Source organism: Photorhabdus akhurstii (genome assembly GCF_018448925.1).
Lineage (GTDB): Bacteria > Pseudomonadota > Gammaproteobacteria > Enterobacterales > Enterobacteriaceae > Photorhabdus > Photorhabdus akhurstii.
In genome coordinates this window covers 181443-202876 of record NZ_RCWE01000004.1, presented here as the reverse complement: position 1 = coordinate 202876, position 21434 = coordinate 181443, and the positions used below count along the sequence as shown (strand labels likewise).

Here is a 21434-nt window from a genome sequence, read left to right as displayed (position 1 = left end):
CTACTACCTCAATAAATCTGTTAGATATTTGGCAACTATCATTCTTAGCAATCATCACAAGTGTTTTTTTATTTTTGCCCCACTTATCCCAAGCGGAATAAAAATGGGCACGTTAAACATCAACTAAAATACTCAGCAATGTTTTCTCTCTGTAATTGGATGTAAATAACTTATTTATTAGCAATTCTGTGATGATAACTTTCCTAAACCCGGGAAATGGTCATTTATGAAACGTAAATATATGTTCTATTTCATCCTTATTTTTTGGATAAGCACTTTTGGGCTGATGCTTAATTCCATTATGAGTACGAGAAAACTTCGATAATTTATTGAAAAATAACGCCTCACCCTTTAAACAAGGAGCAGGTAAAATGCCATATCAAATACAACTCATTAAACATTCACAAAGAAAATCTGTATATTTAATCACTTTAAAACATAAGTTTAGGCTAAAATTAACTTCATTTATCATTATTTTATAATAATAATCTTATGCAATTAATGTAAAAATTAATTATCTTTAACTTCATAAGAAAACAATTTCCAATTAAAATCAATCTAACTATATATTATCTTATAATAATGTAGTTAAGATCAACATTGATGGAATACCGTATTGTTCATAAGAAACATAAGATATGAATTATCGGATATCAGATAATATTTACCATCGCATGATGTAAATTGAAATGAGGTCCTATACCGTTTAGCTTGTAAACACCAGTGAACACATATATTAAAGTCCCCTCCTCCACAATCAGTACCAAAGGAGGGATCATTTTATTTCCCAGAATCCACTACAAATTAAGAACAAGTCTTTCGCAGTTAAATTTAGCAAAAACCGCCGTAAACTCCCGACCAATGCGAGGATGTCGTAAATGGAATCGTCATTTTTATCAGCAACTCAATCTGCCATTACTAACGAACGATAAGCCTTTTTTACCTTCCATAAATAGCGTGGAGCCTGAGGTGCTGGATGATTATCCTGAACATATTGATAAAACTCATCCGGTGTCATGCGGTTTATTTTATTAACGGCTAACTGACGATCCACATTAAAAGTACGCAAAAGAGCACCCGCACCATTTACGTAGGCAACAATAGTGGCATAGTAGAGGGTCTCAGGGTTATCAATACCTGCCAGATGTTGCTCTTTCAGAATACTGATATAAGCAGTGCCAAGATCGATATTGGTTTTAGGATCTTTCAACTCACGAGTTGTCGGCTGACCAAGACGCCCTTTTTGTCGATACACATCCCGTCCTGCGGTCGATGCTTTAATCTGCATAAGACCAATTGCATTCGATTTACTGATCGCATCAGGACGGAAACCGGATTCAACTTGAATAATCGCTCTGATAAGCGTTTCATCAACGCCGTATCGATTGGATGCCTGTTGAATAAATGTGTCAAAGGGCGTTGGCGGGAAAGAAGAAATTCTAGCTGCGTTAGCAGTATTGCCACTAAGCATACGTTGCTGACCGGACTGTTTACCCGCATTTGTTTGCTGAGCATTTCTCTCAGCGCAACCGACTAACAGCACGATCAGTGCCACAAAGCTCAGTCTTAATTTCACCCTATAATCCTCTGGATCAAATTTTACTAAAGCGCAGCATATACAATTTCGTTTACAATCTAAAAATATTTTTACTTAACTTTTCACTGTATTCGTGTTCATATTCATATGGAATGACTATCGCAATAATCGCTGTTCCCAAATTTTATAATCTTGACTTTACTTAGATGATATTGATAATCGTTATCATATATATACTTATAACAAGTAAGGTTTGAATTGATGAAGAAAAAACTTTCTCTGCTTTTACTTTCCCCTCCTGTTCTGGGAATTATGTTAATTCTCTTATCCACAATTTTATTTAGCCATCAGGTAGCTGCCGCCAAACAATTTAAAGTCGTCACTACCTTTACTATCATTCAAGATATCGCACAAAACGTAGCAGGTGATGCGGCGATTGTTGAATCAATTACTAAACCTGGCGCCGAAATCCATGATTACCAACCTACCCCCAAAGATATTATAAAATCTCAACATGCTGATTTGATCCTTTGGAATGGGCTAAATCTAGAGCGCTGGTTTGAACGCTTCTTTGAAAACCTTAAAGATGTACCTGCCGTTGTCATTACTGACGGCATTGAACCACTCCCTATCCGTGAAGGGCCTTACAACGGGAACCCTAATCCTCACGCCTGGATGTCACCCACAAATGCTTTGGTCTATATCGAGAATATCCGCCAAGCATTTGTGAAATACGATCCTGAAAATGCAGAAATTTATAATAGGAACGCCAAAGCCTACGCTGAAAAAATCGCCCAACTAGATTCTCCACTGCGAGAACGTCTTTCCCGGATTCCACAGGATCAACGTTGGTTAGTCACCAGCGAAGGGGCTTTTAGCTATTTGGCTAAAGATTACCAATTCAAGGAAGTTTATCTATGGCCAATTAATGCGGAAGAACAGGGTTCACCACAACAAGTTCGTCATGTTATCGATACTGTAAGAGCAAATAAAATCCCAGTTGTGTTTAGTGAAAGTACAATTTCAGATAAACCCGCTAAACAAGTCAGTAAAGAAACAGATGCCCGTTATGGTGGCGTTCTTTATGTGGATTCACTCTCCGGCAGTGACGGCCCAGTACCAACTTATATTGATTTACTGAACAAAACTGTAGATACAATCGCAAAAGGATTTAATCAATGAATAGCAATATGCTGTTTGAACGTCCTCATTTAGTCGTCGATGACGCTACTGTGACTTATAACAACGGTCACACAGCTATTTATGATGCAAGTTTTTCTATCACCGGTGGAACTATCTGTGCATTGGTGGGCATTAACGGTAGTGGTAAATCCACACTGTTTAAGACCATCATGGGGCTGGTAAGCCCATCTCAGGGAAAAGTAACTCTGAGTGATATGCCAGTCAAAAATGCTTTGAAAAAAAATATTATTGCATATGTCCCTCAGACAGAAGAAGTCGACTGGAACTTTCCCGTATTGGTTTCTGATGTCGTTATGATGGGCCGCTATGGGAAAATGGGATTCCTGAGAATCCCAAGTAAAAAAGATCACCAAGCGGTTGATAAAGCCCTTGAACGTGTCGGCTTAACCGCCCTACGCAACCGGCAAATTGGCGAACTCTCAGGCGGACAGAAAAAACGGGTTTTTCTTGCAAGGGCTCTGGCTCAGGAAGGCAAAGTTCTATTACTGGATGAACCTTTCACTGGTGTTGATGTAAAAACAGAAAATGCCATCATTGACCTACTATGTGATTTACGTGATGAGGGCCATCTGGTTTTGGTTTCCACACATAACCTTGGTAGCGTGCCTGAATTCTGCGATCATGTCATCTTAATCAACCGGACTGTTCTGGCAAGCGGCCCAACAGAAACAACTTTCACCCAAAAAAACTTAGAGATGACTTTTGGTGGAGTGCTTCGTCATATTAATCTATCCGGCCCGGAATTACATGATGATGATGATCCACGCTCCTTGACGGTTATTACTGATGATGAACGCGCAGCCGTATTTTATGGTCATGATCACCATGTTCCGCCGCGGCAGAGTCAGCATAAGGAGAAGCGCCAATCATGACAGAACTTTTGCTGCAACCTTTTCACTACAATTACATGGTAAAAGCCATCTGGGTTAGTGCTATCGTCGGTGCCGTCTGTGCTTTCCTTTCCTCCTACCTGATGCTAAAAGGCTGGTCATTGATGGGAGATGCTCTTTCTCACTCAGTTGTACCTGGCGTCGCCGGTGCTTACGCACTGGGTCTCCCTTATGCAGGTGGTGCTTTTTTTACCGGAATGCTGGCAGCGCTATCTATGACTCTGGTTCGTCATATCACTCGTTTACGCGAAGATGCGGTGATCGGGTTCATTTTTTCCACTTTCTTTGCAGCCGGCTTATTAATCGTTTCTCTCAATCCTACTTCCGTTAACGTACAAACCATTATTTTCGGCAATATCCTTGGCATCGCTGATGAAGATGTTCTCCAGGTTGAAATCATTATCGCAATTTCATTTATCGTGCTCATGTTTATCTGGAAAGATTTGCTCGTTGTCTTTTTTGATGAAACGCACGCACGCTCTATCGGCTTATCTCCCTTGCGGATGAAAATCATTTTTTTTACTTTGTTGAGTGCTTGTACTGTCGCAGCTCTACAAACTGTCGGCGCTATTCTAGTGATTGCAATGGTAGTCACTCCAGGCGCAACAGCTTATTTATTAACTGACCGCTTTAAGCACCTGCTGATCATTGCTGTTGCTATTGGCTCTCTGACCAGTGCATTTGGCGCTTACCTAAGTTTCTTCCTTAACGGCGCTACTGGTGGTGTCATTGTCACACTGCAAACCATTATTTTCTTGCTAGCATTCTTCTTTGCGCCAAAACATGGACTATTCGCTTCACGTATGCGTGCCAAAAAAGAATCCTCGACATTGGCTCAGGAGACACAACCATGAATGAGTTAATACAGTTACTCACTGAGCCGTTTATGTTTCCATTTATGCAACGAGCGATATTCGCCGCGATTGTAACAGGTGCGGTATGTGCAATGCTCTCTTGCTATCTGGTTCTTAAAGGCTGGTCGTTAATGGGAGACGCCATTTCTCACGCTGTATTACCAGGTATTGTGCTGGCTTTCGCTGCCGGTATACCACTGGCTATTGGCGCATTTCTTTCCGGTATTTTTTGTGCTGTTGCAACGGGATATCTGAAAGAACATAGCCGGATAAAAGAAGATACTGTCATGGGAATTGTCTTTTCAGGCATGTTTGCCTTTGGTTTAGTTCTTTTTGCCCGTATGGATACCGACCAACATCTCACTCATATTCTGTTCGGAAATATACTAGGGATTACTAAAGATGAGTTGAACCAAACATTATGGATTACCGGCATCACTATGGCGGTGGTACTGCTAAAGCGCAAAGACTTTATGCTTTACTGCTTCGATCCGAACCAAGCGCGCGTTGTGGGATTACCTGTTAAGCTTTTGCATTATGGTTTGCTTTGCCTGCTGTCCATGACCATCGTCGCTTCCCTGCAAGCAGTGGGAATGATTTTGGTTATTGCAATGTTGATATCACCAGGCATTATCGCTTTCATGTTATGCCGCAGTTTTGACCGAATGTTAATTGTCGCTATCATTGCATCGGTCAGTTCCTGTGTCCTAGGTACTCTGATCAGTTTCCACATTGATGGCGCAACGGGACCATGCATTGTTATTGTTCAGGCTATCTTCTTTACACTAGCACTGGCTTACAATCAGATAAAACTTGTAAGAACAAAATCTAAACGTAAAACGTATCAAGCTGCTCTACAAATCTCTAACGAACCCAACCAATAACAAAAAGGGTTATATCTGTTTTGAGATATAACCCTGTTAATCATATTTTTTACCTGATCATATATTTTCTCTGACTATAATTGTTCATAAAGTAATTGACGACGTAGAGAGGTGAACCATGTGGCAAGCAATAAATCGTTTGTTAAACGAACATTTCGGTGTTGCTGAAATTCACGATAAAACTGAGTTAGCCGGAGGGGACATCCACCAAGCTTGGCGAATCACACATGGAAAACGACAAATTTTTGTCAAATCAAACCTGCGGGAAATGCTCCCTGTCTTCAAAGCAGAATCAGAACAACTTGAACTCTTGGCACGCAGCCAGACTATCCGTGTTCCAACTGTTTATGGTATTGGCAACACCCGTGACCATAGCTTTCTCTTGCTTGAATTTCTGCCTTTAAAATCTTTTGACCCTCACAGTGCCTATTGCTTCGGTCAACAACTGGCAAAACTTCATCAATGGAGTGAGCAACCTCAATTCGGTTTTGATTTTGACAATATGCTGGCAACGACACCACAACCCAATGGCTGGCAACGACGTTGGCACCAATTTTATGCGGAAAAGCGGATTGGTTGGCAATTACAAATCGCAGCAGAAAAAAACATGATATTTGGCGACATTGATAATATCGTTCAAACCATAAGTAACAAACTTCAACACCATCAGCCACAACCCTCTCTCTTACATGGCGATCTCTGGCCAGCTAATTGTGCTTCGTTAGATGATCAAGCCGTTGCCTTCGACCCAGCCTGTTATTGGGGAGATCGTGAATGTGATTTCGCTATGTTACCGTTATACCCTGATTTACCGATGCAAATTTTTGATGGCTATCAGAGCGTATGGCCGCTCCCTGCCAACTTTATCGAACGACAGCCTATGTATCAGCTCTATTATTTGCTTAACCGGTGTAATCTGTTTGGTGGTGATAATCTTATTGCGGTTCAAAATATTATTGATAATATTTTGACTAAAAATAGCTAATCAGTGGTAATCAAGCTGCGAAAACCTTATTCCGCAGCTATAGCCAACCGGAGCGTTTACCAGCCTAAGATTTTCAATAGAAAATAAAAAATCGCACCGATAATTACCGGTGAAATATATAAGATATAAATCTGACTGAACAGTGTATGACGAGGAAATTTAATTTTTAATTCAATCTGTTCTCTCGTCAGTCCATTATTGCCTTTAACTTTTTCAATAATAAGCTGATCTTCAATATTTTCGCGTACAAACTTCACTTGCCTGTACATACGTTGACCTGATGCATTCATAGCAAGGCCGAAAAAAATAAGAAAATAGATAATCAGGAAACCAAGTGTTGACCCGGTAAAGTCAGCCAGATGATCAGGTGTTGGAGAATTTTTCCAGAAGAAATCCAGAAATGGGGTATTAAAACGCACCATTTCAGCCATCATTTTCAGCAAATCACCCAAAACAGCATTGATACCATCACCTTTAATACCATGCAACCAGGCAAGATTGATCACAGAAACAATGGTCGATAAAAGTGCCGGAATAAAAATCATCCAACCTAAAACTCGCTTAATAATAGCGATGTATCCGGCTTTTTGGTAAGTCATCGATACCCCTCATAGCAATCAGCAGATTTTATTTTTGGCTAATCATAGCCCATCAATCACCAAATTTAACTTTATATTTAGTTAAGTGACTGCTCCCCGCCGTAAACGGCAAGGCTTCCCACTTCTCAGGCCGCAACCGTTGATGCAACGGATTTACGCTGGCCTCCGTGGGCAGAAACGACGAGTCCCGCCGCCTGTAATTCCTGTATGCCCTTGCGCTGGATGTTGATCGCTGCGTTGATGTCACGATCATGTTCGACACCACAGCAAGGACATGGCCAGATCCGCTTGTTCAGCGGCATTTCCGGCATTTTGTGACCGCAGCAATGGCAGGTTTTCGAACTGGCGAACCACTGATCCAGTTTGACCAGATGGACGCCCGCCGCTGCGGCTTTATATTCCAGTTTCTTGATGAAGCCATGCCAGCCCGCATCCCCGATAGCGCGGGCAAGGTGGTGATTCTTCATCATGTTGGCCGATTTCAGTGTCTCAACAATGATCGCTTGGTTTTCGTCAACCATTGTCCGAGAGAGTTTGTGTTGAAAATCGGCGCGGACATGGACTACCCGCTCATGGACGGCCGCCAGACGTAATCGGGCCTTGCCGCGGTTAACGCTGCCCTGTTGTTTGCGGGACAGTGATTTCTGTTTACGACGCAGGTTACGGGTGGCGTTGATAAGGTGACGGGGGTTATTGACCTTCTCCCCGGTCGACACGATAAGATAGTGGGACAAACCCATATCACACCCGGTCACGCGGGTGATAACGCCCGGCTTTTCCGGCGCCTCTTTGCCGTCGTCACACAGGATAGCGGCGAAATATTTTCCCGTGGCGGTGCGAGAGAGCGTAATGCTCTTCACTTTCCCTTCAATTTTTCTGTGTATGCGGGCCTTTATCGGTGACAATTTCGGGATCTTCACTGCGCCCTCCAGCACTTTCACCCCAACACAGTGATAGCTGGATTGCTTGCCCTGTTTACGCTTGAACGTGGGAAATTGGGCGCGCAACTTCGGATTGAAGAAATTATCAAACGCGGTATGCAGATTGAGCACCGCCTGCTGTAACGCGATAGAATCATATGCCCTGAGCCAGGCATACTGGCGGGATTGCTTCGCGACCGCCAGTAACGGTTTGAGGTCTTTGCGCGGATTTAAATTCACGCCGTGACGTTTGTAGGCATGCTTTTTGATGTGCAGCGCCTTGTTGTACGCAAAACGGACCGCCCCAAACTGACCGTTAAGATACTCGGCCTGTTCGGGTGTGGGGTAGATGCGGACCTTGGTCGCTCTTAACATATTCAGCGCTCATTGATAAAGTGCATTCATTTTAGCCTGTTTTACCGGCAGATATCCATTCATTCAGGAGACGTCGCAGTAGCCAGACCTAAAGCCCAAAGGGCTTTTCGCCTGATATTCCCGCCCGCACTGGGCTAGGGTTTACGGCGGATTTTGCTAAATGTCTTTTCATTTACCAATAAAAGCGGCCATTTTTTGATATCGATGGCAGCTTCTCAATTGTTCACATAACAGCCACGGTGCTTATATCTTATTCTGTCAAACAAAGATCTAATTAGATATTAACGCTATATATTATTAAATAAGATATTTTTGCTTTTCACCCTCTATCTTACCCACGTAAAACCCTCTATACTTCGCCAACTGTATGGATAGACAGTTATTAGTCAGAGGAATTTATGACCGCAGAAGGGCATCTTTTGTTTTCAGTTGCCAGCATTATCCTGGCACACAAGCTAGAAATAACAACAGAGATAGCAAATGGAGACTGGCTGCATATGCTACCAGGGGTGCTGCTTACTGCCTTGTTACCCGATATCGATCACCCCAATTCAACTTTGGGTAGATTATTCAGATTTATCTCCATTCCTGTTGCCAAACTCTGTGGTCATAGAGGATTTACTCACAGCTTACTTGCTCTCATATTAGGAATCACTTTATTTTGGCTAAAAATACCAGAAGAGTGGCTAATCCCAACTGATTTTTTCCATGCCATGATTGTTGGCTATTTAAGCCATCTGATTGCAGATATGTTAACACCTGCGGGTGTGCCGTTATTATGGCCAATCAAAATACGTTTCTGTCTACCGGTGCTTGGCAAGCAAGGAAATAAGAAAGCAGAAAGGTTTATTTCTGCTCTCTTAATTGTCATTGCCATTTTTCTACCAAAAGATATTGAATACTCTATACTTTTTTATATCAATCGCATCAAAGATCTCTATTTATAATACTCTAATTGACTAAAAATAAATCTTAAAAGTCACATTTGTTATATCAAATTCTATATAGTTATAAATGAGAATAATTTAAGCTGATACTATATTCCCCAACTGCTTGTTGTAATGTGTTCGTTTGCAAACTTACACGATTCGATACAACTTATGACTCAACTAAATTGAATTCTGGAGTTTGGGGATGAATTTACCACTCATTTCGAATGTGCTCGTCTTCGTAGCACTGCTTTTGCTATTGTCAAAAGCTAGTTCACGGCAATGGAACTTGTCGAAAAAGGTTTTTGCGGGCCTTGCCATTGGCATTATTTTTGGCTTGGCACTGCAACTAGTTTATGGCTCTGATAATACCATAGTGAAGGAATCCATATTATGGTTCAACATTGTCGGTAATGGTTACGTACAGCTTCTACAAATGGTCATTATGCCTCTGGTATTTGCCTCTATTTTGAGTGCAGTTGCCAAATTACACAAAGCATCTTCTTTAGGAAAAATCAGTTTTCTGACCATTGGAGCGTTGCTATTCACTACAATGATTGCAGCGCTTATCGGTATCATAATTATCAACCTGTTCGGCCTGACTGCTGAAGGTCTGATTCAAGGTCCCCAAGAAACAACGCGCCTATCTGCTATCGAAAACAACTATGTCAGCAAAATCTCTGATTTATCTGTACCACAATTGATTTTATCTTTTATTCCTAAAAATCCGTTTGCAGATTTCACCGGCGCTAATCCAACCTCTGTTATCAGCGTTGTCATTTTTGCAACTTTCTTAGGTATCGCAGCCCTGCAAATGCTGAAAGATGATCATGAAAGAGGTGAGCGCATATTAGTCGCTATTGATACTATACAAGCATGGGTAATGAAGCTGGTTCGTCTGGTTATGCGCCTAACGCCGTATGGTGTTATGGCTCTAATGACCAAAGTTGTCGCCAACTCTAATATCCATGAAATTGCAAAGCTGGGAACCTTTGTTATCGCATCTTACATTGCATTAGCACTCGTATTTGTTGTTCATGGGTTTCTGCTTTCTCTCATCGGCATCAATCCACTTAGATTCTTCAAAAAAACCTGGCCAGTGTTGACTTTTGCATTCACCAGCCGTTCCAGTGCGGCCAGTATTCCACTGAATGTCGAAACCCAGACACTCCGTATTGGCGTGCCAGAATCTATCGCCAGTTTCTCAGCATCTTTCGGAGCAACAATTGGTCAGAATGGCTGTGCCGGGATTTATCCCGCCATGTTGGCAACAATGGTTGCTCCAACAGTAGGTATAAACCCTCTCGATCCGATGTGGATTGCAACACTCGTTGGCATTGTCACTATCAGCTCTGCTGGTGTTGCCGGTGTAGGTGGCGGTGCTACATTTGCCGCACTGATTGTCTTACCCGCAATGGGATTACCTGTGACGTTGATTGCTTTATTGATTTCTGTTGAGCCTCTCATTGATATGGGCCGTACGGCGCTGAATGTAAGTGGCTCAATGACTGCTGGTACTATTACCAGTCAACTGATGGGACAAACTGATAAAACTATCTTCGATCAGGAAGAACAGGTTGAATTAAGTCAGCTATAATTTAGAACTTCAAAAACTGCAAAAAAGCCGGGGTTTTGATTTCCCGGCTCTTTATTTTATTCACAATACTTTATTCAGGATTATTTATTCAGGTATTGTCCACTACGCAGCGCTTCAATACGTTTGTCCAATGGTGGGTGAGACATGAACAGCTCACTGAATGTTTTTGATTTACCATTAATACAGAACGCCATCATACTGCCTTCTTCCTGCGGTTCATAACTGGTTTTCAGACGCTGTAAAGCAGCAATCATTTTCTCACGGCCGACTAATTTGGCAGAACCTGCATCTGCATGGAACTCGCGGTAACGGGAGAACCACATTGTGATAATGCTCGCCAGAATACCAAATACTATTTCCAGCACCATTGAAACAACCATGTAAACAATCGGATTACCAGAGGAGTTACTCTCTTCCTCATCACTGTTGCCAGACAGGAAACTTGATACAGCCTGAGCCAACAAACGAGAAATAAAGATCACGAAAGTATTTACTATCCCTTGCAACAAGGTCATCGTCACCATATCACCATTAGCAATATGACTAATCTCATGAGCAATAACGGCTTCTGCTTCTGCCCTACTCATGTTGTCCAATAGACCGGTGCTGACAGCTACCAGAGAAGCATTACGACGCGCTCCGGTAGCGAATGCATTAATATCAGGCGCGGCATAAATCGCAACCTGGGGCATGGCAATATTGACCTGTTCCGCTTGACGACGAACAGTTTCAACTAACCAATGTTCAACTTCATTTGCTGGCTGTTCTATGACCTGACCACCCACAGAGCGCAAAGCCATCCATTTGGACATCAACAGGGAAACAAATGCTCCCCCAAAACCAAACAGGCCAGCCATAATCATCAGACCTTGTACACTACTCCTCTGAATTCCTGTCAAAGAAAGTATTATCCCGAACACCAACATAACAGCGAGGTTAGTGAGGAGGAACAAAACAATTCGCATCATAAAAACCGGCTTCCTTTATTAATAATCATAAATGCACTTTCAGAACTACTCTATAAATAAGGCTGTTCTTACTATATTCAAGGCTTTTAACCTGTTAAGCGATAAGATCAACACAACTTTACAAAATCATAAAAAAACCCGCATTAGCCTAACACCAATTGGTTAAACAAAATACTCCAACCCCTAGTAATGCTGAGAAAATGTGAAACAATTCATCTTTTCTGAAAAGAAAAAACACCTTAAAAAGGCTGTTCATATTATTTTATTGAAAACCCAATATACCGTTCACTCAAAACATCTCAAGCGAACGATATTGGGCATTAATCATTGACAGGCTTTAACCCATTATTTTATTTAGATTTAGCTAACATTTTCTCAGCAGGTTGGTGTGCTAAATCAAGTGCAATCTTCACTGACTCATCAAGATAGGGATCTGGCCCCTGATAATCTTTAGGTAAATCATCCAGTAAAGTTAACGGCTTTTTACCTTCGCGTTTAAAGCGATCATTTATGCGATTCAACTTCAGAGCATCCGCTTCCTTATTCTCTTTCTCTCTTTGTGCGTAGTTCAAAGAAACAAGATTTTTATGCTCTTTCATCGCCTTATAGTGAGCAATATCCTCATTGATGTACTTGAATTCTGGATCATTTGTAATGCGAGCATTGTGAACGACATTCAACTGAGGAACCAATGCAGCAACAATTTTAGACCCTGTATAACGGGCAGGAGGAATGCTATCCCAAGGCAAAGCATTATCTTCGAAACTTTCCCCCGTTTCTGCCGGATCAACCCCCGTCGGCATTACAATATCAGGAGTAACCCCTTTACGCTGAGTACTACCGCCATTCACGCGATAGAACTTCTGAATCGTATATTGGACAGAACCCAGTGATGGCCAATCAGGACGCATCATTTGATCGTAAATACGACTCAAAGAACGATATTGTTGAACTGTGCCTTTACCAAAAGTCGGTTCACCAACAATCAACGCTCGCCCATAATCCTGCATTGCCGCGGCAAAAATTTCAGAAGCAGAAGCACTAAAATGGTCTACCAGAACAACCAAAGGTCCTTTATAGTACACCACTTCATCGGTATCAGAATCCTGACGGATTTTTCCATTATTATCTCTAACTTGGACAATCGGGCCGCTTGGGAGAAACAAGCCTGATAAAGAAACCGCCTCTGTCAGCGCACCACCGCCATTGCTACGCAAATCAATGACAATAGCACTGACATGCTGTTTGGTCAGTTTTTGTAATTGCGTTTTAACATTATCAGTCAAACCAACATAAAAACCGGGGATATCAAGAACGCCCACTTTTTCCTGACCCATTGTCTTAACTGACATCTTCACAGCCCGATCTTCCAAACGGATCTGTTCACGAGTTAAAGTAACAGTACGTGGTTTTGCCCCTTTGGTATCAGAAATAACCTCAAGCCGTACTTTACTCCCTTTAGGACCTTTAATCAGCGCAACCACATCATCCAGACGCCAGCCAATAATGTCCACCATAGACTTCCCAGACTGAGCGACACCAATAATCTTATCGCCCACGTTTAATGCTTTGCTTTTGGCGGCAGGTCCACCAGCAACCAAAGAATTTATAACCGTGTAGTCATCATCTATTTGCAAAACAGCACCAATCCCCTCCAGGGAAAGACTCATTTCTGAGTTAAACTGTTCAGTATTGCGTGGTGAAAGATAATTGGTATGAGGATCAATTTCACGAGCAAACGCAGTCATAATCAATTGGAAAACATCTTCACTTTGACTTTGTGTCAGACGTTTTAACGCGGATTGATAACGTTTGGTGAGCATCTCTTTGATTTTATTGTCCTCTTTGCCACTGAGCTTGAGGTTGAGCCAATCATACTTAACTTTAGCATCCCAAAGTTTATTTAGCTCTTCCACACTCTGTGGCCAAGGGGCTTTGGAACGATCAATATCAATTGTATCGTTACCATCAAAATTCATTGGCTGTTCAAGACGCGATAAAGCGTACTGATAACGCTCAAAGCGACGTTTCTGTAACAAATTAAACAAGTCATATGGAATTTCCAGATTCCCACTTTCCAATTCCTTGCCTAACAACTTTTTCTTATCGGCATACTGAGCAATATCTGACGCTAATAATATGTTATGGCTGTAATCCAGTATATTGAGGTAGCGATCAAATATTTTTGCCGAAAAATCACCATTTAAATCAAATTGGCGATAATGAGAACGAGTGAAGCGGGATGTTACCCGCTCGCTCACTGTTGAATGCTGAGGTTCCTGCTTCAATATAGGTAGTTGTTCAATGCCAACAGGAACAGCCACCGGACTGTTTGTATTTGCATAACAAGTACCAAAAATTGAAACACCTAAGACAAAAGCCAGTCTGACGAATTTGTTCATGCCCAGGTTGGCCTCCGTATCAGAACTGTAAATGTTCTGCGCGTACAATCATTGCCAAACCGGAAGGCAATTGTACTCGTACACCATCTTTGGCGATCTCAAGCACAGAAGCATCCACTGAACTCTTACCCACTCTTACTTTAATTTCCTGACCAATTTTCAGCGATGAAACATCGATAATCTGAGTAGGTGAAGGTTGAGCAGGTTTAGCAACTGGCTTACGTGCTTGCTGAGGACGCTTTTGTTGGCGTGGCTGTTGCTGCCGTTTTTCCCCCTCAGTATTGTTAGCACGGCGACGAGGTGCAGGTTTCTTGGCTGCGGGCCGTTCACTTTTTTCACCAGCCGCCGCATTTTCAGCTTCACGTTTCTTAGCTCTTTGTTCCGCACGCTGTGCCTGAACCCGTGCTTTGGCTTCAGTCAGTTGCTGGAGAGCGTGTTCAATGTGTTCCGCTTCCAGTTCACCGCATGAATTACCATCAAGGTCAACACGCTGTGCACCTTCTTTAACACCATACAGATAGCGCCAACTTGATGTGTACAGACGTAAGGCGGAACGCAGTTGTGTTTTACTTAAACACTCTTCGTCCTGAATACGTTCAACGATATCTTGAAAAATACCGATCTTTAAAGGACGAGCTTCACCTTCTGCTACGAAACAGAGCGGGAAACGCTCAGCTAAAAATGCAATAATCTCTTTACTACTATTCAACTTAGGTTGATTTTCCATGAAATTTCCTGATTACAACGGTTTTGCCAACCAGCATAGGCATGAACTGGCGTCATTATAATAGCGTTGCTGATAAATGCCACGTTATCCATATGTTAAGTTACATTCAATTCAACATATTTAGGCATAACGCACTGTTCTAAATGAGCACAAAGCCCATCAATAAGGGCTTGTAAGCCAAATTCGTCTTTCTCGTCGAACCTATTAAAGACCGTACTATCAATATCCAATACACCGATGATTCTATCGCTTACAATCAACGGCAGCACAATTTCAGCGTTACTAGCGGCATCACAGGCGATATGGCCTGGGAACGTATGAACATCATCAACACGCTGGATGCGCTTTTCTAATACAGCCGTTCCGCATACCCCCTTGCCAACAGGTATTCTGACACAAGCAACTTTTCCCTGAAATGGCCCTAACACCAACGTATCGCCATCAATCAGGTAAAAACCAACCCAGTTAACATCATGCAAGCGTTCATACAACAATGCACTGGCATTAGCCAGCGTTGCTATTAAGTCATACTCACCAGACAACAGAGCTTTTAAGTCCCCCGTAAGCTCCCGATAGAACTCATTTTTATTCATAATTGACCTATCCGATGAAATTCACAAAACGCATCTCTATTTTTATATCAAAAAAATATCAAATGCCCATAACAATAAGGTTAACAGTCTGTCACACTGACGTAAATTCTTTACTATCTTTAATAAGATATTCTTTAATATATTTATTGAATACTTGCAAAAGCTTGTGAGATATCACACTACTTACCAAAACATTATCAGGGGCGCAACCAGTATGAATATGATTCACCGTCAGCACCTCCAGGTTCCCATACAATAAAATTAAATTGAACTTTTCCACAATTATAAAGATCAATTATCTGATAACAGTGTCGTTCATTAGCCTCTTCCATTTGAGAATTGACTGGTTGTGTAGTAAAAAACAAAACATTCAAACAATTTATCCGTAGAATTATTGCATTTACTACACCATCACTAACACTTTTACTCCTTACTACCACACCAAATAAATATTTCCTACTGAATGTATAAAAGGTCAAAGAATGACAAAGATAAAAAAAGCAATATGACGATAGTAAGTTTTAGAACAGATAATTATAACAGCAATATCATCTACCGATTATCCAACATAGAAAATATTATTACTGGAAATCTCAGCTATTTGATCTATCCTCAATGATGGCCACACTGGTCTTACCTGTTATCTAAAAGTTAAGGAGCGATCATGAACCAGACAATATTAAGAATTTCCAGCTACGAAATTGATGATGCTATTCTCTCTTCACCTTCTGAAGAGGATGATATCACCATCAGCATTCCCTGTAATTCCGACCGCGAACTCTGTATGCAGTTGGATGGATGGGATGAACACACCAGTATTCCCGCCTTATTAAACGATAAACACATTCTTCTCTACAGAAAGCATTATGATAGACAAAGACATGCATGGGTTATGAGGGTGGTCTGATGTCCACAAAACTTGTGACAAAAAAAGGCCGAGTTGACTCCTCTACTCGGCCTAGGGAAAATGGCTCTTAAGAGCCGTGCGCTAAAAGTGTCATTGAGACGAAAAACAACTTACAACTTAAAGCGTAGCCGACATACTTGCATTTTACCAACTTTTTGGATAATAAATAATCAAAAACAACATCTTCCATTAAGCCAAATATAGACGCTATCGCTTACTCAATGACATTATTTTTTATCGCACAATGCTAAAGCTGCTTGTTGGAATGGCTCTATACTCATTTTTTGAGTTGGATTTTTGCTATCATCCAATAAAATAATATCCAAAGACTTAGCATTCACTTTCCCTACCTGCATCATCTCTGTGGCTATATCATTCAATGGGTATTGCACTAACGTACTTGGATTAATCACAAACAGAGCCTTATTTGCTCGGCAATCCAACATCACCTCTTCCCGTGTAAATGCCCATTTATCACCAAATTGTAGCTTACTCACCGTTTCAATCGGCGCAGCAACATTTTGAAAAGAGAGACAAAACAAGGAAAGTAATAAGAGTAAACGTTTCATAATAGTTACCAATGTAGATATAAAAGCGAGCGAAGTGGATCTTTATACACTCCAGCTTTTTCCATATTCACTATATATTTAGTGTCAAGAATAGGCTGCACCAATAGCACCTATTGAGATAGATAGTTAGCTAAGAAAATCAAACTGGTTGATAAGTGGCAAAAGCAGCAACACATAATAAAACCAATGCTCCGAGGATAATTTCAATCCAACTATTGATAATCAACAACTGATAACGGCCAGGTTGTTTCAGTTTGGGAACCAGGATATAGCGGTTAATTAATGCTAGCATCACCATGCCCGCCACTAATGCTATCTTCAGCCATAGCATGGATTGATATTCACTGCCGCTATATTTCGGCCAGTTCGGCAGCAAAATTAAGCTGCTTATGATGCCCGTTATAATAATCAGGGTTACAGCAACGTGACCATACGTGGAAAAACGCATCATAGAAATCATAATCTGTTTATCCAACCCTATGGCCAATTCATTTTGTATCCGTAAAAATTTCAGACATAATAAAAAAGGCCATAATCCACCAAACCAATACCCAACACTCACTAAGTGAATTACCTGATTGACCTGAGAAAAAACGCCGGTTATCCCATCATGCATTACCGAATGGCCTATAAAGGCATGGCAGGCGAGTAAAACCGTAGAACTGATTAACATCAGAATATTTCTGGCTTTTTGTTTACTGATAAACAAAAACCCCGTAGCAACTATTGAAATCAGTATTTGCCATTGCCAAACTTTACCAAAAGTTGTTCCCAGTACTGCCAACCAGATTTCTAGATTATAAATATCCTGCCAGCCATCACCCATTATTCCCGCCTGAATTGCCAACCATCCAATTGTTGTTATTAATGTCACAACGGTACTGATAATTACCCCTAAACGGAGGCGCGCATCAATCAGAACAGATAAACGCTCAGGAACCAAGATGGCAGTAAATACGCTAAAGCCAAACATTAACATAACTGCCACAAAATGGGTGAAGCGACAAAGAATATACAGCGCCGCCAGAGACATAATTATTTCACTGTAAAGCTATAGACACCTTTGGTCTTATGCCCATCAACAGAGACCACGCTCCAGTTCACATCATATCTCCCTGTCGTTAGTTTATCTTCGATAGGAAGAATCAGTTTTGTATTAGTTGCCGGATCAAGCTTCAATTTTCCGGTTTTAATGGGTCTATTTTCCGGACCAGTCACTTTTACTTTACTAAAATTCAGTTCAATACCTTCAGAAAAGCTTAATGTGATTACCTGCGGTGTATTTTCTACAGTAGTATCTTCCGCCGGAATTTGTTCTGTCAAATGGGCATGGGCCAAAGCTTGCTGGCAGGATATGCCAACAAAAAGAACAATTAGAGCAGATAATTTTCGGCAAAAAGAGCGAATTGTGCTAATAGTCATCAATAACCTCTTAATTTTCAAATGAATCTCGATAAGTTGTCATCATTTTATATCAAAAGAGTTATTTTATCTGCGATAACTTACAATGAGAATTTCGTCTTGTGAACTATCGCGCAAAAATAAAGGAAAACCGCAGCATTGACTTTAAATACCTAAAGTTATTGCGACTACTGCGGCTAATTAATTCCATTTCATTAGACAGGATTTGCAGCAGCCAGACCTTTCAGATCTTTATCCAATAGGAAAAGTGCTTTACCATCCTCGCCAACCATACCTAATTTATCAAGGATAGATTTAAACAATTTCTCTTCTTCATGCTGTTCCGCTACATACCATTGCAGAAAGTTAAAAGTAGAATAATCCTGCGTGGTTATCGCCAAATGAGCAAGTTTATTAATTTCGGCAGTAATAAACTTCTCGTGTTCATAAGTTCTATTGAGTACATGGGTTATAGATTCATAATCGGCGGAAGGCGCATCAATTTGCCCCAAACGTGGCATTGCACCTGTATCACTCAGATAATCAAACAAACGATGCATATGCTGCATTTCTTCCTGGGAGTGTGATTTAAAAAACGCAGCAGCGCCAGGTAATCCTTGTTCACCGCACCATGCACTCATTTGTAGATATAAATTCGCAGAATAGAACTCCAGATTCATCTGTTCATTTAATTTATCAATCATTTCTCGGTTTAACATAATAGATACTCCAGTCATTAATTCACCTATATTATGCCAATTAAATTAGAATAATAAAACCCAATAAGAGAAAATAAATTAAATATACATATCATATTGAAATATAAATATATTTCCTGACAAATAAAATGAAAATGAATCTCATTTAATGTATTTAAATGAAAATGAATTACATTTACAAAATAATCTTCATCAAGGAATTTTTATATTTAATGATAATGAATATTATTTATATTTATAAAATAATCAATTCAGACCTTGCCAGAAAAACTCTTCTGGATTAGTTTTATCACTTTGTGTGTGAATGAGAAAGACACTTATGAAACATAATCTGGCCGAGCTTTCCACAGAGAACATGGACAAAGTGAATGTTGATTTGGCAGCCTCCGGCGTAGCTTTTAAGGAGCGTTACAATATGCCAGTACTGCCTGATACCGTTGAACAAGAGCAACCCGAGTATCTGCGGCAATATTTTCAACAACGTTTAGTGTATTATCGCCAATTATCCAAACAATTTTCCCGTTTACCCTACGAACCCAAAAGCCGCTAATCAGCCAGTAAGCATGGGTAACCACCGGATAACCGGTGGTTATATCCAATCACTGATCGGCAAACCTATCTGTTGCACTAATAAGCTGATGTAAAATACCCGGCTCATCAAATGAATGCCCTGCTCCTTCAATAATATGTAATTCCGCCTCCGGCCATGCCTGCGCTAAATCCCAAGCATTTTGCACCCGGCAAGCCATATCATATCGGCCATGAATGATAACTGCCGGAATATCCCGTATAACGTCAATATTATTCAACAGTTGCTGCTCCTCATTCATAAAACCTTCATTGATAAAATAGTGGTTTTCAATCCGAGCAAATGCCAAAGCAAACTCATCTTCTGCAAAACACTCCACACTATTTGAAGGAAGCAATGTCACCGTCTCCCCTTCCCACAAACTCCAGAGACGAGCGGCTTCTAATTGCACACGAAGGTCATCACTGGTCAGCCGCTTATTATATGCTCCGATCACATCCTTTCGTTCTTCCTCGGATAAAATAGATACTGTGCGTTGCCATTTGTCAGGGAAGAAATTAGAAGCGCCATCCTGATAATACCAGTGCAACTCTTGTGGTCTCAGCAAGAAAATTCCCCGAAGAATTAATTCAGAAACGCGTTGAGGATGAGTCTGGGCATAAACTAAAGATAAAGTTGAACCCCACGAGCCACCAAATACCAGCCATTTTTCCACCCCCATCAATTGACGTAAACGCTCAATATCTTCAACTAAATGCCAAGTGGTATTATTTTCCAAACTGGCATGAGGTTTTGAACGTCCACAACCACGCTGATCGAATAGCATGACATGATATTTCTTCAGGTCGAATAACCGACGGTGATAAGAGGCAATACCACCGCCCGGCCCGCCATGAATAAATACAGCAGGCTTACCTACAGGATTACCGCACAATTCCCAATAAATTTGATGACCATCGCCTGTATCCAAATAACCCGAGCGATAAGCTTCACAAACCGGATATAATTTTCTCAATTCTGACATAACATTTCCTTTACTGACTAACACCAAACCCAGTATCCGTCTAACGACGGGTAGAGATAACTAGCAGAAAATGTTATTTCAATTCGCTATAGCTAATCGTATTTTGCTGACAATCAACGACAACACGGTAGCCTTTGTCACGTTTAGAACCACGAACAGTCAGCGGAATTTTTAAGATATCTTTATCGCCAGTAATATTTTCCGCCTTTACCCACACCACTGGTTTAGAAGTTCCCAACTGCTTTCTATCTTCTGACCAATGGTTAATGCGGTTTTGCAGAAAATCACGCTTTACTTGAGCGGCAATTTGCGATTTGGTTAAATTATCGCAAGAAATAAATTTATCAACACGTTTGTTCTCCGATACAGCAGATACTGTGAATGAAACAGTGAGCAAAAGTGCAGCACCCGATAGGCCAACTCTGTTAATGATATGACATGCTTTCATACTACCTCCCGTTAATATCTCAAAGTAAGAGATTAAATATGGAGCTAACCTAGCATGTCAGGTAAAACAAATGTGTGATTATTGTTAAATAAATAATTTAATTATGTTCATTTTTCATCATCAAACACTACATTCACCTGTTCTTTTCCTCGATGCTGTTCACGAATTTCTTGAGCAACCAACGCAATCGCTTCCCCACTGCTCATTCCTTCAACCATCAATTGCTGAATCTTTTCCACTGCTAGTTGCTGTTCCTGATGGGATAAAGTTGGCATATCCGAAAACATGATAATAACCTCTATAAAGTGATCTATGCCGAGGAGTATAGCGATTTTTAACTCAAGTAAGGAATGGATTTCTATGCTAATCTGTAA

23 protein-coding genes are annotated in these 21434 nt (G+C 40.9%); 9 read left to right on the top strand and 14 right to left on the bottom strand.

What is annotated here, in order from left to right:
• Window positions 1–904 precede the first annotated feature (904 nt).
• A complete protein-coding gene (locus EAE93_RS07585; protein WP_036805267.1) occupies window positions 905–1576 on the bottom strand; it encodes a transglycosylase SLT domain-containing protein in 672 nt (223 codons plus the stop codon).
• Window positions 1577–1798: 222 nt separating this feature from the next.
• Here EAE93_RS07585 and EAE93_RS07580 point away from each other — a divergent pair, with 222 nt between their 5' ends.
• The 5 genes from EAE93_RS07580 to EAE93_RS07560 all read left to right on the top strand — a co-directional run bounded on the left by EAE93_RS07580 (window position 1799) and on the right by EAE93_RS07560 (window position 6353).
• Window positions 1799–2719: a metal ABC transporter substrate-binding protein gene (locus EAE93_RS07580; protein ID WP_036805264.1), complete on the top strand. Its 921-nt coding sequence runs from the start codon at window positions 1799–1801 to the stop codon at window positions 2717–2719.
• Complete coding sequence (locus EAE93_RS07575; protein ID WP_036775949.1) at window positions 2716–3612, top strand: manganese/iron ABC transporter ATP-binding protein; 897 nt, start codon at window positions 2716–2718, stop codon at window positions 3610–3612. The genes EAE93_RS07580 and EAE93_RS07575 overlap by 4 nt, the downstream gene beginning before the upstream one ends.
• The gene (locus EAE93_RS07570; RefSeq protein WP_036775950.1) at window positions 3609–4484 is read left to right on the top strand and encodes a metal ABC transporter permease; all 876 of its coding nucleotides are present in this window, start codon (window positions 3609–3611) and stop codon (window positions 4482–4484) included. Before EAE93_RS07575 ends, EAE93_RS07570 begins: the two co-directional genes overlap by 4 nt.
• Window positions 4481–5368, top strand: a complete 888-nt coding sequence (locus tag EAE93_RS07565; protein WP_036775951.1) for a metal ABC transporter permease — start codon at window positions 4481–4483, stop codon at window positions 5366–5368. The genes EAE93_RS07570 and EAE93_RS07565 overlap by 4 nt, the downstream gene beginning before the upstream one ends.
• A 118-nt stretch (window positions 5369–5486) precedes the next feature.
• Complete coding sequence (locus EAE93_RS07560; RefSeq protein ID WP_046397549.1) at window positions 5487–6353, top strand: fructosamine kinase family protein; 867 nt, start codon at window positions 5487–5489, stop codon at window positions 6351–6353.
• 56 nt (window positions 6354–6409) lie between these two features.
• Here the strand turns inward: EAE93_RS07560 and EAE93_RS07555 are convergent, their stop codons facing one another.
• Both EAE93_RS07555 and EAE93_RS07550 read right to left on the bottom strand, forming a co-directional pair.
• The gene (locus EAE93_RS07555) at window positions 6410–6952 is read right to left on the bottom strand and encodes a YniB family protein (protein WP_214039424.1); all 543 of its coding nucleotides are present in this window, start codon (window positions 6950–6952) and stop codon (window positions 6410–6412) included.
• Window positions 6953–7077: 125 nt separating this feature from the next.
• A complete protein-coding gene (locus tag EAE93_RS07550; protein ID WP_214039423.1) occupies window positions 7078–8247 on the bottom strand; it encodes an RNA-guided endonuclease InsQ/TnpB family protein in 1170 nt (389 codons plus the stop codon).
• Window positions 8248–8645: 398 nt separating this feature from the next.
• Here EAE93_RS07550 and EAE93_RS07545 point away from each other — a divergent pair, with 398 nt between their 5' ends.
• Both EAE93_RS07545 and EAE93_RS07540 read left to right on the top strand, forming a co-directional pair.
• Window positions 8646–9194, top strand: coding sequence for a metal-dependent hydrolase (locus tag EAE93_RS07545; RefSeq protein WP_036782006.1), 549 nt, complete (start codon window positions 8646–8648; stop codon window positions 9192–9194).
• A 187-nt stretch (window positions 9195–9381) separates the two neighbouring features.
• Window positions 9382–10773, top strand: a complete 1392-nt coding sequence (locus EAE93_RS07540; protein ID WP_040150651.1) for an L-cystine transporter — start codon at window positions 9382–9384, stop codon at window positions 10771–10773.
• Window positions 10774–10853: 80 nt separating this feature from the next.
• Here the strand turns inward: EAE93_RS07540 and htpX are convergent, their stop codons facing one another.
• The 4 genes from htpX to EAE93_RS07520 all read right to left on the bottom strand — a co-directional run bounded on the left by htpX (window position 10854) and on the right by EAE93_RS07520 (window position 15463).
• Complete coding sequence (gene htpX / locus EAE93_RS07535) at window positions 10854–11741, bottom strand: protease HtpX (RefSeq protein WP_036805251.1); 888 nt, start codon at window positions 11739–11741, stop codon at window positions 10854–10856.
• Between the two features lie 350 nt (window positions 11742–12091).
• Window positions 12092–14143 (bottom strand): carboxy terminal-processing peptidase, encoded by a 2052-nt coding sequence (prc, locus tag EAE93_RS07530; protein ID WP_214039422.1) that lies wholly within the window; start codon window positions 14141–14143, stop codon window positions 12092–12094.
• A gap of 19 nt (window positions 14144–14162) precedes the next feature.
• Window positions 14163–14870 (bottom strand): RNA chaperone ProQ, encoded by a 708-nt coding sequence (gene proQ / locus EAE93_RS07525; RefSeq protein ID WP_040153316.1) that lies wholly within the window; start codon window positions 14868–14870, stop codon window positions 14163–14165.
• A gap of 95 nt (window positions 14871–14965) precedes the next feature.
• Window positions 14966–15463 (bottom strand): GAF domain-containing protein, encoded by a 498-nt coding sequence (locus EAE93_RS07520; protein WP_036781995.1) that lies wholly within the window; start codon window positions 15461–15463, stop codon window positions 14966–14968.
• A gap of 664 nt (window positions 15464–16127) precedes the next feature.
• On the opposite strand from EAE93_RS07520, the gene EAE93_RS07515 reads away from it, so the two are divergent.
• Window positions 16128–16370 (top strand): DUF1480 family protein, encoded by a 243-nt coding sequence (locus tag EAE93_RS07515; RefSeq protein ID WP_036781993.1) that lies wholly within the window; start codon window positions 16128–16130, stop codon window positions 16368–16370.
• Window positions 16371–16597: 227 nt separating this feature from the next.
• On the opposite strand, the gene EAE93_RS07510 is transcribed toward EAE93_RS07515, so the two are convergent.
• The 4 genes from EAE93_RS07510 to ftnA all read right to left on the bottom strand — a co-directional run bounded on the left by EAE93_RS07510 (window position 16598) and on the right by ftnA (window position 19059).
• Window positions 16598–16939 carry a YebY family protein gene (locus tag EAE93_RS07510; protein WP_036781991.1) on the bottom strand — a complete coding sequence of 114 codons (342 nt, stop codon included), beginning with the start codon at window positions 16937–16939 and terminating at the stop codon, window positions 16598–16600.
• 139 nt (window positions 16940–17078) lie between these two features.
• Window positions 17079–17972 (bottom strand): copper homeostasis membrane protein CopD, encoded by an 894-nt coding sequence (gene copD / locus EAE93_RS07505; protein WP_214039421.1) that lies wholly within the window; start codon window positions 17970–17972, stop codon window positions 17079–17081.
• Window positions 17973–17974: 2 nt separating this feature from the next.
• Window positions 17975–18361 (bottom strand): CopC domain-containing protein YobA, encoded by a 387-nt coding sequence (yobA, locus tag EAE93_RS07500; RefSeq protein ID WP_036781988.1) that lies wholly within the window; start codon window positions 18359–18361, stop codon window positions 17975–17977.
• 194 nt (window positions 18362–18555) lie between these two features.
• Window positions 18556–19059 carry a non-heme ferritin gene (gene ftnA, locus EAE93_RS07495; RefSeq protein WP_036782010.1) on the bottom strand — a complete coding sequence of 168 codons (504 nt, stop codon included), beginning with the start codon at window positions 19057–19059 and terminating at the stop codon, window positions 18556–18558.
• Between the two features lie 319 nt (window positions 19060–19378).
• Between ftnA and EAE93_RS07490 the strand changes: the two genes are divergently transcribed.
• Window positions 19379–19609 carry a DNA polymerase III subunit theta gene (locus tag EAE93_RS07490; protein WP_040153323.1) on the top strand — a complete coding sequence of 77 codons (231 nt, stop codon included), beginning with the start codon at window positions 19379–19381 and terminating at the stop codon, window positions 19607–19609.
• Between the two features lie 49 nt (window positions 19610–19658).
• Here EAE93_RS07490 and pip read toward each other — a convergent pair whose 3' ends face one another.
• The 3 genes from pip to EAE93_RS07475 all read right to left on the bottom strand — a co-directional run bounded on the left by pip (window position 19659) and on the right by EAE93_RS07475 (window position 21347).
• Window positions 19659–20612 carry a prolyl aminopeptidase gene (gene pip / locus EAE93_RS07485; RefSeq protein WP_040153326.1) on the bottom strand — a complete coding sequence of 318 codons (954 nt, stop codon included), beginning with the start codon at window positions 20610–20612 and terminating at the stop codon, window positions 19659–19661.
• Between the two features lie 73 nt (window positions 20613–20685).
• Window positions 20686–21060 (bottom strand): protein YebF, encoded by a 375-nt coding sequence (yebF, locus tag EAE93_RS07480; protein WP_110086449.1) that lies wholly within the window; start codon window positions 21058–21060, stop codon window positions 20686–20688.
• Between the two features lie 107 nt (window positions 21061–21167).
• Window positions 21168–21347 (bottom strand): YoaH family protein, encoded by a 180-nt coding sequence (locus EAE93_RS07475; protein ID WP_036781980.1) that lies wholly within the window; start codon window positions 21345–21347, stop codon window positions 21168–21170.
• Window positions 21348–21434: the final 87 nt, after the last annotated feature.